Below are 13,936 nucleotides of genomic sequence, written 5' to 3' on the forward strand. Positions count from 1 at the left end.
GTTACAACTTGCATGGCACTCTTGCCGGTGACGTACATCGCTGCCGCCGGCTGTTCTTTCGATTGATTATTCATGGTGGTGCTGGCCGGCTGCCATGGCGACTTCCTGCGGAGCTGCCTTGGCAGCGCCCTTTTCAGTCTTTTCGCCCTTGCCTTCGTCCTTGACGTTCTTGTCGGTCATCATCTGCTTGTCCATGCAGACCTGCCCTTCAGCGACGCAACGGTTCAGGATCGCGTGGAACAGTGTGCCGTCGACAGCGTTGAAATGCTGCACCGGATCCTTGATGCTCGGCTTTTCCAGCGCCATATATTGCGCGCGTTGCAGAGCGCCGCCGCTGGACTTGACCTTCTTGACCCAGGCGTCGAAATCGTCATCGCTCACGCCATGGAACTTGAAGCGCATGTCAGAGAAACCCGCGCCGCTGTAGTTGGCGGAGAAGCCTTCAAACTCGCCCGGCTTGTTGATGACGGCGTTGAGTTTGGTCTGCATGCCGGGCATCGCGTAAATTTGTCCTGCCAAAGCCGGGATATAAAACGAGTTCATCACTGTCGAAGCAGTAATCTTGAATTCGATAGGCCGGTCGACCGGCGCCGCCAGTTCATTCACGGTGGCGATGCCTTGCTCCGGATAGATGAACAGCCACTTCCAGTCCAGCGCGACGACTTCTACGGTCAGCGGCTTGACGTTTTCAGGAATGGGGCGTTGCGCATCGAGGCGCGACAGCTTGCGGTAAGGATCAAGCGTGTGGGTGCTGATCCAGGTCAGCAGGCCGAGCGCGATGATGATCAGCAGAGGCGCGCCCCAGATAACCAGTTCGAGCTGGGTCGAGTGATCCCAGTCTGGTTCATAGCGGGCCGCGGTATTGTTCTGGCGGTAGCGCCAGGCAAAAAGGACGATCAGCGCAATCACCGGAACGATGATGAGCAGCATCAGAATAGTGGAAATGACGATCAGCCTGCCTTGCTGGCTGGCGATGTCTCCCGAGGGATTCAGGACTACCGTGTTGCAGCCAGCCAACAAAATTGCAGGCAGAAAAATGAATCCGCGGCGAATGAGATGTGAAAACATGCAGGGAAAGTCCAGTCGGAGCTATCAAATCATGCTAATGTACACTTACCGTAAAGCATTGGCGATTGGACAATTTGTCCTACCCAGCTGTCCAGGTACATAACAAAAAAATCGACAATGTCTTCGCGGAACGTAGCGGCGTCACAGACCGAACCAAGAAAGAGAGACAATGATCATGGCTAGCACTCATATTCATCACCCTGAACTTCCTGGCAAATTTTCTGCAAATACGCCTGTCGGTGGTTCTGATAATGCCAAATCTGATCATCCAGTGATTGCGCCAGGTGATATTGCAATCGGCGTGGTCATCGGAAGGGCTTCAGAATACTTCGATTTCTTCGTGTATGCCATAGCCTCAGTGTTGGTTTTTCCCACAATTTTCTTCCCCTTTGAGCAACGCCTGGAGGGCACGCTCTACGCCTTTACCATTTTCGCCTTTGCGTTTATTGCGCGGCCGTTTGGCACCATTATCTTTATGGCAATACAAAAGAAACTGGGGCGAGAGGTCAAGCTGACGCTGGCGCTGTTCATGCTGGGCCTGTCCACGGCAGGTATCGCGTTCCTCCCGACTTATGAGCACCTCGGCTTCACGGCCATCGTCCTGCTCGCAGTCCTGCGCATCGGCCAGGGCCTGGCGCTGGGCGGCTCCTGGGATGGTCTGCCTTCGCTGCTGGCGCTGAACGTGCCGAAGAACAAGCGCGGCTGGTACGCCATGCTGGGCCAGTTGGGCGCGCCGGTCGGCTTCATCGTCGCCGGTCTGGTGTTCGCTTATCTGATCGGCAACCTGACCAGTGAAGACTTCCTCGACTGGGGCTGGCGCTATCCGTTCTATGTCGCGTTCGCCATCAACGTGGTTGCGCTGTTCGCCCGTCTGCGCCTGGTAGCGTCCGAGGAATATTCGAGCCTGCTGGCAGAACGTGAACTGGAACCGACCAGCGTCGTTGACATCACCCGCACGCAAGGCCGCAACCTGATCATCGGCGCCCTCGCCGCCCTCGCCAGCTATGCGCTGTTCCATCTGGTGTCGGTGTTCCCGCTGTCGTGGATTTCGCTGTACTCGATGCGTTCGATGAGCGACTTTCTGATGGTGCAGGTGTTCGGCGCGGTGCTGATGATGGTGGGTATCGTGCTGTCGGGTCCGATCGCTGACCGCTTCGGCCGCCGCACCACCCTTGGTGCGCTGGCGGTGCTGATTGCGGTACTCAGCGGCTTCGTGCCGACGCTGATCAATGGCGGCGACACCGGCCAGGACATCTTCATCCTGGTGGGCTTCGCCCTGCTCGGCTTGTCGTATGGGCAGGCTGCCGGCGCAGTGACCGCCAACTTCCCTGCCAAGTATCGCTATACCGGTGCAGCGCTGACATCCGATCTGGCATGGCTGGTTGGTGCAGGTTTTGCACCGCTGGTGGCGCTGGGCTTGTCGGCGCACTTCGGCCTGGCTTACGTCAGCATCTATCTGTTGTCGGGCGCAGTCTGCTCGCTGGCGGCATTGAGCGTCAACCGCGCGCTGACATAATCAATCAGTCGTTGAAGCACAAAAAAACGGCCTGGTCTGCGAAAGCAGCCAGGCCGTTTTTCATTGCGGGAAGAAGTACTACGCCACCCGCCCCAGCAAATCACCGCCGGCCTGCTGATACAGCTTGTGGGCAGGCCGTGCCAGACCGAGATTCTCACGCAGACTCTTGCCTTCATACTCCGTACGGAACAAGCCGCGCCGGCGCAGTTCCGGCAACACCAGCTCGACGAAGTCATCCAGTCCGCCCGGCAAGGTCGGCGGCATGATGTTGAAGCCGTCGGCGCCGCCCTTCAGGAACCAGTCTTCCAGACGATCGACGATGCTCCCCGGCGTGCCATGAATCGACCAGTGTCCGCGCGCCGTCGCCACGCGCAGATAGAGTTGGCGGATAGTCAGATTCTCGCGGCGCGCCAGTGCCGTCACCAACTGGAAGCGGCTCTTGGTGCCGTTCGGTTCCTGTAGATTTTCGGGCAACGGTCCGTCCAGCGGATAGCCCGACAAATCAATGCCGCCCAGATGCTGCTGCAACAGCGACAGCCCGACGGTCGGATGAATCAGCGATTGCAGCTCTTCGAACTTCTCCTGCGCCTCGCTTTCGCTCCGCCCCACCACCGGGAACACGCCAGGCATGATCTTCAATTCATCCGGATGGCGGCCGTACTTCTCCAGCCGCGATTTCAAGCCGCTGTAGAAACTCTGCGCATCCTGCAATGACTGTTGCGCGGTAAAAATCACTTCGGCCGTACGTGCCGCCAACTCTTGTCCCGGCTCCGACGATCCGGCTTGCACCACCACCGGATGCCCCTGCACCGGACGCGCCACATTCAACGGACCGCGTACGGAAAAGTGCTTTCCTTTGTGGTTGATCGCATGCAATTTGTTGAAATCGAAATGCACGCCCTCCGCCTGATCGAAGCGAAAAGCATCATCTTCCCAGCTGTCCCACAAGCCGCGCACCACGTCGACGAATTCTTCAGCACGCTCGTAACGGGCGCCGTGTTCCGGATGCTTGTCGAGATTGAAGTTATGCGCTTCCGACTCCGACCATGAGGTCACTACGTTCCATCCGGCGCGGCCATTGCTCAGATGATCCAGCGACGCAAACTTGCGCGCCACATGATACGGCTCGTTATACGTGGTCGATACCGTCGCCACCAGACCGATGTGCTCAGTGACCTGCGACAGCGCCGACAACAGCGTCAGGGGCTCGAAAGTTGCAGCACGTGAAGTCAGATGCAAGGTCTCCGCATCGTGCGAGCGAATCGCTACGCCATCGGCCAGAAACAACGCATCAAACTTGGCGCGTTCCGCAGTCTGTGCGATCTGGCGGTAATGCGCGATGTTCTGTCCGGCATTCGCTTGCGCCCGGGGATGGCGCCAGCCTGCAACGTGATGACCGGTTGCCTGTAAAAAGGCGCCAAGTTTCAGTTGTTTTTTCGGTGTACTCATGATGCCACCGCCGCCGTAGAAACTGTCTCGGCAGAACGTGTCTTCTCCGGCACATTGCGCGCCACGCTGCGACGGCCGTCGACACTGACCGGCACGTCGCCGGCAATCGTCACGCGGCGGACCACGCGGTGCTGATCGCCGTAGTCGTTGATTGCATAATGCTGGGTCGCGCGGTTGTCCCAGATCGCCACGTCTCCCGACGACCAGCGCCAACGCACAGTGTTTTCCAGTCGCGTGACATAACTGTCGAGCAGCTTCAGCAGATGATCGGAATCGGCCGTCGGATAACCCAGCAGCTTCTTGACGAAATGGCCAAGCACCAACGTGCGCTCGCCGGTTTCCGGATGCACGCGCACTACCGGATGCTCGGCTTCATAGATGGTCGAGGTGAACACTTCGCGATAGCGTTTCAGTCCGGTCTCGCTGGCATTGAAACGCGAGGCGTAGTCATAGTCGTTGGTATGCAAGGCCCACAAATTATCTGCCAGCTGACGCAGCGCCGGCGGCAGATCGAGATAGGCTTGCGCGGTGTTGGCCCAGACAGTGTCGCCGCCGTATGCCGGAATCTCCACCGCGCGCAGGATCGATGCCTGCGGATACGCCACGTCGAAGGTCACGTCCGTATGCCACGAATTGGCCCGGCCGCCGTGCGCGGAATCCAGCTCCAGCAGGTAGCCCGTGCCGTCGCGTACCGGCACTGTCGGATGCGCTACCGGGTCTCCCCACAGTTTGGCGAAAGCTTCCTGCCCTGCGTCGTCAAGATGCTGCTGGCCGCGAAAGAACAAGACCTTGTATTTCAGCAGCGCCTGGCGGATAGCGGCGAAGGTCGTTGCGCCCAGATCGCCGGACAGGCGCACATCGCGAATCTCGGCGCCGATACGGCCGGCAACGGGGTGCAAATCAAGCAATGCTTCTGACATCTTGTATCTCCTTGATTGAAATAACGCTGGCTAATGCGTCTTACGGTTGTGCTGCGGAAGACGGACGACAATTTTTGCGACAAGCGACATTGGCGGTGTCGGGACGGCTGTCGTTGATGAAACCGTCGCGATTGGGCATCCGCACTTGTGGCAAGGACTGCGCGTCGAGCACGGCGTTGTCGGCGACGATGCCGTTCAAGTTGAGCAGATACGCCGTCACCGCATATACCTCGTCTGCGCTCAGGCTCTGCGGCGCGTTGTACGGCATCGCCCGCTTGATGAAATCAAACACCGTCGTCGCATAAGGCCAGAAGCTGCCGATGGTTTTTACCGGCTTCGCTGTCGCCAGCGAGCCTTTGCCGCCAACCAGCTGATCAGCCAGACCGCCCTCGCCTTTGACGCCATGGCAGGCGGCGCATTCCTGGGCATAGATGCTGCGGCCTCGCTCGACACTGCCGATGCCTTTGGGCAGTCCCGCACCATCCGCGGCGACGTCGATATTCCACGCCGCCAGATCACGCTCGCCGGCGGCCTGGCCGATGCCATAGACCTGCGCCTGCGCGACCGGCGATGTCAACAAGACCGTGCCCAAAGCGATCACGATGGCGACGAGCGACTTAAACCTGGACATTGGTAATGACTCCGTCGCCCGCCACTTTCCAGCTCTGTATGGCGTTGAAGTGATAATTCGATTCGACGCCGCGCGCCTCGACCAATTGCGTTGCCTTGGGCTGCACGTAGCCGGTCTCGTCCACTGCCCGGCTTTGCAACACCGCCGGCGCACCATCCCAGCGCCATGGAAATCGAAAGCGCGTCAGCGCGCGATCCAATACCGGTTCCTGCAATTGCGCTGCATTCCAGCTCCGCCCGCCATCGGTGGAAACGTCGACACGTTTGATGCGCCCGCGCCCCGTCCATGCCAGACCGGATATTTCGTAAAAACCTTTCTCCTTGAGCCGATGATCCGGCGCCGGAAAAGTAATCACCGATTTGGTTTCCATCAAAAACGTGAACTGCCGCGCCATACCGTCCGGCATCGAATCCGTGTACTTCGACGTCTCTTCGCGCGTCATGAAAGGCTCGCGTCCGACCTTCAGGCGACGCAGCCATTTGACACTCATGTTGCCCTCAAAGCCCGGCAGAAAAAGACGCAGAGGATAGCCATGCTCCGGCCGCAGACGCTCACCGTTCTGCGCGTACACCAACAAGGCGTCGTCGAGCGCCTTGCTGAGCGGAATGCTGCGCGTCATGCCGGCGGAGTCGGCGCCTTCCGCCAGAATCCACAAGCCTTCCGGTTTGATGCCGACCTCCTCCAGCACAACCGCCAGCGGCACGCCGGTCCATTCGCAGCAAGACAGCAGTCCATGGCTGAACTGCAGCGAGGCGGTGCCCGGCCCCTTCCATTCACGCCCGGTATTGCCGGAACATTCCAGGAAATGAATCCGCGACACCGACGGCAGCCGCACCAGATCATCCATCGTAAAAATTGTCGGGCGCTCCACCAAACCATGCACCGCAAGCCGATGCTGCTCCGGATCGATCTGCGGTATGCCCGCATGATGCCGCTCGAATACCAGTCCGGTCGGCGTGATGATGCCGTGCAGATTCTGCAAAGGCGTCATCGATGAATTCGCTCCGGGAATCGGCGTTGCGCCACGCGAGCGGCGCACTACATTTTTTTCGTACGGCGACGGCTGGCCATAGGGATGCCACAGCACCGGCTCGCCCGGCGTCTTGCTCCACGGCGCCACCGTCAATGGCTCGGCGCGTGCGCCCGGTGCGAACGCCGCACCAGCCAATGCGCCGCCCACAACGGCGCCGCCACGCAGGAAACGTCTGCGCCCGGATTCAGAATTTATCTTGCTGCTCATCGTTGCGGTTGTCTCTGCTTTTTTATTTTTAAATGGCGAATTGCCATTGGCGAATCTGCTCTGGATCGATGGCATCTGAACGCAAAGGCGGCTCCGCAAAGCTGGCGCTGTCGCCGGAAAATTCCTTCAATACCTCTTGCTTGACCTCGGCAAAGCCGGTTGCCGCGCGTTCCCGCGGATGCGCCAGATCCACCGGCACGATGCGCCGGATGCGCCCCGGACGCGGCTCCATGACGACAACCTTGTCGCCGAGATAGATCGCTTCTTCCACGTCATGCGTGACCAGAATCATCGTGATGCCTTCGGCCTGCCAGATGCGATGCAATTCCTGCTGCAGATAGGCGCGGGTCAAGGCGTCGAGTGCGCCGAAAGGTTCGTCCAGCAGCAAGATTTCCGGCTTGCTGACCAGCGCGCGCGCAATCGCCACGCGCTGCGCCATGCCGCCCGACAGTTGATGCGGGTAGGATTTCTCGAAACCTTCCAGTCCGACGAGGGCGATGTGCTCTCGCACCGCCTGACGCTTTTGTCCCGGCGTCAGATCGGCGTTGAGCAATCCCAGCTGGATGTTGTGCTCCACCGTCAACCACGGAAACAGCCGATGTTCCTGAAACACGATGCCGCGTCGCAGACTGGTGCCGACGATACGTTGGCCATCCAGTAAAACCTGCCCCTGATAATCCTCTTCCAGTCCGACGATCAGACGCAGCAGAGTCGATTTTCCGCAACCGCTGGAACCAACGATGCTGACAAATTCTCCAGGCTGGATGGTCAGGGTCACATCCTCCAATACCGCCAGGTCGCCATTTTTGACGGGATAGGATTTACTTAAATGCTGGATATCCAGCGTGCCGGCCAATGACATCTCCACTCCTTAAAATTGCGCGACAGATCGACCGCGCCATGCCAGCAGACGACGTTCCAGACGCGCCGCCAGCCAGTTCAGCGCAAAGCCGACGAAGCCAACCACGATCACGCCGAAAATCACCAGATCCATCAGAAACAATTCGCGGCCATCGATCATGGTGTTGCCGATTCCCTTGCCGGATACCAGCAGATACTCCGCTCCCAGCGTCGCCAGCCAGGCGTAGATCAAGGCCAGATGAATGCCGGCCAGAATCGATGGCGATGCCGCCGGCAAGATCAGCTTGAACAGCCATTGGCGACGATTGAACTTCAACACGCGCGCTGCCTCGATCAGTTCGCCCGGGACGCTGCGGATGCCTTCAAAGGTATTGAGCACCACGGGAAAGAACGCCGCCAGCGACAGGAAAGCCACCTTCGCTGCGTCGCCCAGACCGAACCAGACCGATAGCAAAGGAATCCAGGCAAACAAGGAAATCTGCTTGAGCGTATGAAAGGTCGGACCGATCATGCGCTCGAACAGGCGCGACAAGCCAAACGCAATGCCGAACGCCAGACCGCCGCTGACGCCAATGGCGAACCCGATGAGGTCGCGCCGCAGACTGGCTTCAAGCGCAATCCATAACTCGCCGCTGCGCACCTGCTCGACGGCGGTGTCCCACACCTTGTCGACCGGCACCAGCAACGGCGACGTCGTCCAGTGAAAACGGGCTGCCAGCCACCACAGCACCAGCAGAAAAATCGGCAAGACCCAGCCGCGCAAGACTTTCGGCACGGGGTGTTTGTCTTCGGGATGAAGGAAGGACATGGCGATCTCCGGTCAGAATCCGCTGCGGCGCCAGCCGAGCAGGATCACTTCAATCCGCGCCAGCACCTGATCCAGCGTGTAGCCCACTACGCCGACGACCACGACCGCCGCCATCACCACATCCAGCTGGAACAGCTGACGGCCAAAGACGATCATGTAGCCCAGACCTTCCGACGACGCCAGCAACTCCACCACCACCAGCGCCAGCCAGGCATGGGTAAAGCCGTAGCGGACACCGTTCCAGATCGGCGGCAACGCGGCGGGAAAGATCACGCGCCATAGCAACTGCCAGCGCGAAAATTTCAGTACGCGCGCCACCTCGACATAGCGCGCGGGCACGTTCTCAATGCCCTTGTAGGTATTAAGTGCAATCGGCACCAGCGCCGCCTTGGAGATCAGGATGATCTTGAGCGCCTCGTCGATGCCCACCAGCAGCATCAGCAACGGCAGCCAGCCCAGCACCGGGACCTGGCTGAAAGCCTTGAACAAGGGATAAACGTAATCCTTGAATACCGGCGACAAGCCCATCGCCACGCCCAGCAGCAAGCCGCCGATCAGGCCCACGCCGAAACCTATCACCACGCGCAGCAAACTGATCTTCAGGTTGTCGAACATTTCGCCTGAAGCAACCAGATCGATGAAGGTCAGCAACACCGATTGCGGCGACGGCAATACCTGCGGCGCGACCCATTCAAAACGCGCGGCGACATACCAGAGCAACAACAGAAACAAAGGGAACGGCAACGCCAGCCAGCGCGGCGACCACTTGCGGTAGAAGCGCACCTGCGGCGATGCCGGCGCTGCTGCGGGATGAGCCGGTTTCGACGGCGCAGATTGTGGGGGTGGCGATAATTCCAGCGCTGCCTGCTGCGTACTCATGGCTCAGGTTCCCAGAATTTTTCCGTTGACCTGGAAGATCGGCCAATAGGTTTCCAGATGCAAGTCCTTGAGCGCCGCTTTCAGGTAACGCTGATCAATCCATTGGTCAACGTCAAATTTGGCGCGGCTCAGTTTGAGACGATAGGCCTGCTCCACCGAATCCTTGTAGCGCGCCACCAGGAAAGGATCGAAGTTGGGATTGATGCGCACGCGCAGCGGTTCGCCGTCGTAGTCTTCACGCCAGTGTTCATATGGCGTACCAGCCTTGGCCCAGAGACGCAAGACCTCTTCACGATTGACTTCATCTGACGCCCACTTCGATGTTTTCACGAAGGTCTTGACTACCCGTGCAGTGATCTCCGGATACGCTTGCGAAAACTCTTCCGTGACCAGGACATGAGACTGCGTGGTGAAAATCGGCGAGCCGCCCTTGCTGCTGAAAACGATCCGTGCAGCGCTCTTGTCGCGCAGGCGCAGCAGATTGATATTGCCGAAAGCGGCGTCGATATCCTTGGTACTCAGCGCCGCCAGCGTGGTTGCCTGGTCGAGATTGATGGCGCGCAGATCGCGCTCCTGCAAGCCGTTCGCTTCGAGCACGCGGTTGATCGGCAACTGGGCGTTGGTGCCCTTGAAGATGGCGACGCGCTTGCCGCGCAAGTCCTTGACCGACTGAATCGGCGAGTCGGGCGGCACCGCCAGATAGATGTTGGAACGCACGCCGGTCGCCAGCACCAGCTTGGTTTTCAGCCCGGCCGATTTGGCAACGATGGAGGGCAAATCACCTTGAAACGCAAAATCGAGTTGCTTGTTGGTCAGCGCTTCGTTCACTGCCGGTCCCGCGCCCTTGAAGAAAAACCATTCGACCTTGATGCCATCCGCCTTGAACTCTTCTTCGACCCATCCCTTGGCATTCGCGACGGCTGCGGAACTGCCGGAAAACTGCGGCGGGTTGCCGATGCCCGGCTGCGCGACGCCGATACGTATGGTCGCAGGCTGATTTGCTGCGCGCGCTTGCAGACCCAGCAATGCAGCCCCCGCACCAATACCGCCGGCAGCAAGATGCCTGAGCACAGTTCTGCGATCCAGAGTCATGGTTTTTCCTTACTTGAAGTTGATACAGACAACCGCAATAGCGGAGCAAAAATCTGCGATCAAGTATAGGTAAGGGAAAACCGGCGACAAACGAATGAATTCGTATGTCCTTATGCGAAACTTTTTCTCACGCAATCGAGGCTTGTGCCGCCCGTCATGAATGCGGAGCTTCTTCGCCAATCGTTGTGCAGCGTCAATCTGCCGTATTCAGACGAGACAATTCCGGCCGTGCCAGATACAGCACTTCATAAGCATCGCCGGCGTGTGCCGGGTCAATTTCTCGCGACGACAGATGCAAGCGCACGAGATGCCAGGCCGACAAATCGACGGAAGTCACCACGGCAACCGTGTCAGGCTGATGCGCCAGTTGACGATTGCGCGCTATCTCTTGCGCACGCAATGCGGCGATGTCAGCAATATCGTTGAAAGGGATGTTTTCGCGATAGAGAGACTTTGCCTGCTGCGCCGGCCCTGTGCGCACATCAAGCGGAAGCCACAGTTCAATGGCGGGACGGCCGAAACTGCGGATCACATTCTGAAAGCGGTCGCCGGTGATGAAGTCGGCAGCCTCGGCATCGTCGTTCCACAAATAAACCGAGGCATAAAGATTGCCGGCGGCGCCATTCTTGTTGGCTTCGCGCATGACAAAGGCCTTGAACGCAAGGCCTTTGGTATCGTCCCACAGAGCGCCGCGTGCCGCAGCACGACGACGGATGATGTCCATGTCGTAGTCGACGGGAAGACGGTGTGAATATTGTTTCGACAGCATAAGCTTTCCTTGTGTGATAACAAGGAGAGCCTAGGTTCAACTTGATGTGACCGCCAGCCGGTGACTGTCATTTCTGCGATGAGACTTGCAAATGGTGCATTTCACGCATATCGACATGCGAAAAATGACGATGCATTCAGCACCGTCACCTCGCCGGCATCCACACTACATTTTGAAACCGCCGACGATGGTGGCCAGCCGCGTCGCCTGATCCTGCAAGGATTGCGCCGCCGCTGCGGCCTGCTCCACCAAGGCGGCGTTCTGTTGCGTGCCCTCGTCCATATGCGTGATGGCGCGATTGATCTCTTCGATGCCGGTGCTTTGCTCCGAGCTGGCATTGGCGATTTCGCTGACGATGGCGCTGACGTTCTTGACGCTGGTCACGATCTCCACCATGGTCTGCCCGGCCTTTTCGACCAGATGGCCACCGTCGGTCACCTTCGACACCGATGAATCGATCAACACCTTGATCTCTTTGGCGGCCTGCGCGCTGCGTTGCGCCAGGCTGCGCACTTCACTGGCGACCACCGCAAAGCCGCGGCCTTGCTCACCGGCACGCGCCGCCTCAACGGCAGCATTCAAGGCGAGAATATTGGTCTGGAAGGCGATGCCGTCAATCACGCCGATGATATCCACGATCTGGCGGGAAGACTGATTGATCGCTTCCATGGTGGCGACAACGTTGCCGACCACCTCTCCGCCTTCTGCTGCAATAGCCGATGCCGCAAGCGCCAGCTCATTGGCCTGGCGCGCATTGTCGGAGTTCTGTTTGACGGTGGACGTCAGCTCTTCCATCGCAGAAGCGGTTTCTTCCAAAGCACCGGCTTGCTGCTCGGTACGGCCCGACAAGTCGAGATTGCCGCTCGCAATCTCGGACGACGATACTTTGACGGCATCGCTGGTGCGCCGGATTTCCTGCAGGATCGTCGTGATCTTTTGTACGAAGACGTTGAATGATCGCGCGATCTGGCTGACTTCATCCTTGCCGTCTTCCGGCAGGCGCATGGTCAGGTCGCCATCGCCGGAGCCGATGCTGTCCATGGCATTGCGCACCTGCGACAGGCGTTTGAACACTGCTCTGGTGATCATGCCCAGGATCAGCGCGGCCAATGCCGCCACTAGCACGATGGCAATCAGCGACGACTGTGTCGCGTGACGCATGCCGGCATTGACGTCGGCCTTGTCGATCGCCACCAGCAAGGTCCATTCAGTGTCCTTCACGGGAATCGCCTGAACCACCTTGGCGGCGCCGTTAAGCACGATTTCCTTTTTGGCGCCATCACCCGCAAAAGCATTGAGACGCTCCGCGGTCAACTCCGGATTCCAGTCCTTGACCGGCTTGTTGATCCACTGGGCATCTGAGTGAGCCAGCATCATGCCGTCGCGGTCGACCAAAAAAGCGAAGCTGGCCGGCGTCGGGTGCACCGCCTTGACCACATTGCTGACGCCGTCAAGAAACACCGCTGCTGCCACCACGCCCTGCAAGACCCCATCTTTCTTCACCTGCGCGGTGAAAGACACCATCGGCTTCTTGGTGACGACGTCGGTGTAGGGCTTGGTCACCACCGCCTTGCCGGCCTTGACCGACTGCTGATACCACGACCGGCCGGTCGGATCGTAACCGGCCGGTAATCCTTCTGCCGCCGAAGTAAAAGCGGTCTTGTCTTCCTTGCCAAAGGTGGTGACGTAGAAACCGCCGCTCTTCTGCAGCTGCTTGATCACAAATACCGGATCCGCCTGCAACACCCCCTCCGCCGCCGCAGCCGCCATGCTGGCCTTGGCCGCCACCCACTCGTTGATCGCCGAGGCATAGCCATCGGCGATGGAGCGTGAACTCTGATCGATGGCGAGGTCGTTATCCGTTTTGACAATCACGTACGACACTGCACCGACCAGCCCCAGACTCGCAATGAGCAAGCTAATGCTGAAAAACAAAATACGCGTTCTGATTGAGGTAAACATACCGGCCCTTCCCTGTTTGTTTTTATTTAAATGTACGGATCAGACAAACTTGCCGATACGGCCTACAACAGCCTCCCGCACCGAGCCGCTGGTGATGAAGGAATGCGCCACCTGAATGTCGTTATGGAACCAGCGGTCGCCGTCCAGGCAAGCCGGTATCTGCTTGCGGATCTCGTCATACGCTGCCTGCGTCCCCTCGCCCAGCACGAAGTCCTTCAACAGCTCTTGCGTCATGGTCAGTCCCTGCGCCGCCAGCAGCATTTCCACGCCGACGATGTATTGCGTGTTGGCGACGACAGTCGCAGCCTTGCGCGCGCACCAGGTCGAGTTGGAGATGTGGTCTTCGCTATTGCCCTTGGACGGAATGCTGTCGACGCTGCCCGGCATGGACAGGGTGCGGTTTTCCATCACCAGTGAGCTCATCGAGCATTGCACCACCGGATAGCCGGTGTTGACGCCGCGCACACCGCTCATCAGGTTGCGCGGCAAGCCCCATGACAGGGTCGGGTCGATCAGGCGCGCAATGCGGCGTTCGCAGATGCTGCCCAGATCGGTGATGGTCATGGCGAGCAAGTCCATCGCCTGCGCCAGATACTGGCCGTGGAAGTTGCCGCCGGAGATGATTTCAAAACCGCCGCCTTCTTTGTCAAAAATCAGCGGGTTATCGGTGGCGGAGTTGATTTCCTTGTCGACGATGGTGTCGATGTAGTCGAGCGCATCGAACACCGGACCGTAGACTTG

13 protein-coding genes are annotated in these 13,936 nt (G+C 59.0%); 1 reads left to right on the forward strand and 12 read right to left on the reverse strand.

Annotated features, from left to right (window positions below; translation table 11 throughout):
- Positions 1 to 66 precede the first annotated feature (66 nt).
- Complete coding sequence (gene cyoA / locus AC1RN6_RS18480) at positions 67 to 1,068, reverse strand: ubiquinol oxidase subunit II (RefSeq protein WP_493006911.1); 1,002 nt, start codon at positions 1,066 to 1,068, stop codon at positions 67 to 69.
- Positions 1,069 to 1,243: 175 nt separating this feature from the next.
- On the opposite strand from cyoA, the gene AC1RN6_RS18485 reads away from it, so the two are divergent.
- Positions 1,244 to 2,584, forward strand: a complete 1,341-nt coding sequence (locus AC1RN6_RS18485; protein ID WP_493006912.1) for an MFS transporter — start codon at positions 1,244 to 1,246, stop codon at positions 2,582 to 2,584.
- A gap of 78 nt (positions 2,585 to 2,662) precedes the next feature.
- Here AC1RN6_RS18485 and AC1RN6_RS18490 read toward each other — a convergent pair whose 3' ends face one another.
- From AC1RN6_RS18490 to AC1RN6_RS18540, 11 genes are all read right to left on the reverse strand, one after another.
- On the reverse strand, positions 2,663 to 4,033 hold the full coding sequence (locus tag AC1RN6_RS18490) for an LLM class flavin-dependent oxidoreductase (protein ID WP_493006913.1): 1,371 nt from the start codon (positions 4,031 to 4,033) through the stop codon (positions 2,663 to 2,665).
- Entirely contained in the window at positions 4,030 to 4,953 is a 924-nt protein-coding gene (locus AC1RN6_RS18495; RefSeq protein WP_493006914.1) for a TauD/TfdA dioxygenase family protein, read from the reverse strand. The genes AC1RN6_RS18490 and AC1RN6_RS18495 overlap by 4 nt, the downstream gene beginning before the upstream one ends.
- A gap of 40 nt (positions 4,954 to 4,993) precedes the next feature.
- Positions 4,994 to 5,584, reverse strand: coding sequence for a c-type cytochrome (locus AC1RN6_RS18500; protein ID WP_493006915.1), 591 nt, complete (start codon positions 5,582 to 5,584; stop codon positions 4,994 to 4,996).
- Positions 5,571 to 6,824, reverse strand: a complete 1,254-nt coding sequence (gene soxC / locus AC1RN6_RS18505) for a sulfite dehydrogenase (protein WP_493006916.1) — start codon at positions 6,822 to 6,824, stop codon at positions 5,571 to 5,573. The genes AC1RN6_RS18500 and soxC overlap by 14 nt, the downstream gene beginning before the upstream one ends.
- Before the next feature lie 28 nt (positions 6,825 to 6,852).
- Positions 6,853 to 7,686 carry an ABC transporter ATP-binding protein gene (locus AC1RN6_RS18510; RefSeq protein ID WP_493006917.1) on the reverse strand — a complete coding sequence of 278 codons (834 nt, stop codon included), beginning with the start codon at positions 7,684 to 7,686 and terminating at the stop codon, positions 6,853 to 6,855.
- A 9-nt stretch (positions 7,687 to 7,695) separates the two neighbouring features.
- Positions 7,696 to 8,493, reverse strand: a complete 798-nt coding sequence (locus tag AC1RN6_RS18515; RefSeq protein WP_493006918.1) for an ABC transporter permease — start codon at positions 8,491 to 8,493, stop codon at positions 7,696 to 7,698.
- A gap of 12 nt (positions 8,494 to 8,505) precedes the next feature.
- Positions 8,506 to 9,372, reverse strand: coding sequence for an ABC transporter permease (locus AC1RN6_RS18520; protein ID WP_493006919.1), 867 nt, complete (start codon positions 9,370 to 9,372; stop codon positions 8,506 to 8,508).
- A 3-nt stretch (positions 9,373 to 9,375) separates the two neighbouring features.
- The gene (locus AC1RN6_RS18525) at positions 9,376 to 10,464 is read right to left on the reverse strand and encodes an ABC transporter substrate-binding protein (RefSeq protein ID WP_493006920.1); all 1,089 of its coding nucleotides are present in this window, start codon (positions 10,462 to 10,464) and stop codon (positions 9,376 to 9,378) included.
- 193 nt (positions 10,465 to 10,657) lie between these two features.
- Entirely contained in the window at positions 10,658 to 11,233 is a 576-nt protein-coding gene (locus AC1RN6_RS18530; protein ID WP_493006921.1) for a DUF4865 family protein, read from the reverse strand.
- Between the two features lie 165 nt (positions 11,234 to 11,398).
- Positions 11,399 to 13,195, reverse strand: coding sequence for a methyl-accepting chemotaxis protein (locus tag AC1RN6_RS18535; protein ID WP_493006922.1), 1,797 nt, complete (start codon positions 13,193 to 13,195; stop codon positions 11,399 to 11,401).
- 39 nt (positions 13,196 to 13,234) lie between these two features.
- Positions 13,235 to 13,936 (reverse strand): aromatic amino acid lyase (locus tag AC1RN6_RS18540; RefSeq protein WP_493006923.1); only part of this gene is annotated, 702 nt, incomplete at its 5' end.

The sequence above is a fragment of the Herbaspirillum sp. GW822-FHT03A08 genome (assembly GCF_058801885.1).

Excerpts from the sequence above, each read along its gene's own strand:
- cyoA (WP_493006911.1), bottom strand. The coding sequence starts at position 1,068 with ATGTTTTCACATCTCATTCGCCGCGGATTCATTTTTCTGCCTGCAATT.
- AC1RN6_RS18485 (WP_493006912.1), top strand. The coding sequence starts at position 1,244 with ATGGCTAGCACTCATATTCATCACCCTGAACTTCCTGGCAAATTTTCT.
- AC1RN6_RS18490 (WP_493006913.1), bottom strand. The coding sequence starts at position 4,033 with ATGAGTACACCGAAAAAACAACTGAAACTTGGCGCCTTTTTACAGGCA.
- AC1RN6_RS18495 (WP_493006914.1), bottom strand. The coding sequence starts at position 4,953 with ATGTCAGAAGCATTGCTTGATTTGCACCCCGTTGCCGGCCGTATCGGC.
- AC1RN6_RS18500 (WP_493006915.1), bottom strand. The coding sequence starts at position 5,584 with ATGTCCAGGTTTAAGTCGCTCGTCGCCATCGTGATCGCTTTGGGCACG.
- soxC (WP_493006916.1), bottom strand. The coding sequence starts at position 6,824 with ATGAGCAGCAAGATAAATTCTGAATCCGGGCGCAGACGTTTCCTGCGT.
- AC1RN6_RS18510 (WP_493006917.1), bottom strand. The coding sequence starts at position 7,686 with ATGTCATTGGCCGGCACGCTGGATATCCAGCATTTAAGTAAATCCTAT.
- AC1RN6_RS18515 (WP_493006918.1), bottom strand. The coding sequence starts at position 8,493 with ATGTCCTTCCTTCATCCCGAAGACAAACACCCCGTGCCGAAAGTCTTG.
- AC1RN6_RS18520 (WP_493006919.1), bottom strand. The coding sequence starts at position 9,372 with ATGAGTACGCAGCAGGCAGCGCTGGAATTATCGCCACCCCCACAATCT.
- AC1RN6_RS18525 (WP_493006920.1), bottom strand. The coding sequence starts at position 10,464 with ATGACTCTGGATCGCAGAACTGTGCTCAGGCATCTTGCTGCCGGCGGT.
- AC1RN6_RS18530 (WP_493006921.1), bottom strand. The coding sequence starts at position 11,233 with ATGCTGTCGAAACAATATTCACACCGTCTTCCCGTCGACTACGACATG.
- AC1RN6_RS18535 (WP_493006922.1), bottom strand. The coding sequence starts at position 13,195 with ATGTTTACCTCAATCAGAACGCGTATTTTGTTTTTCAGCATTAGCTTG.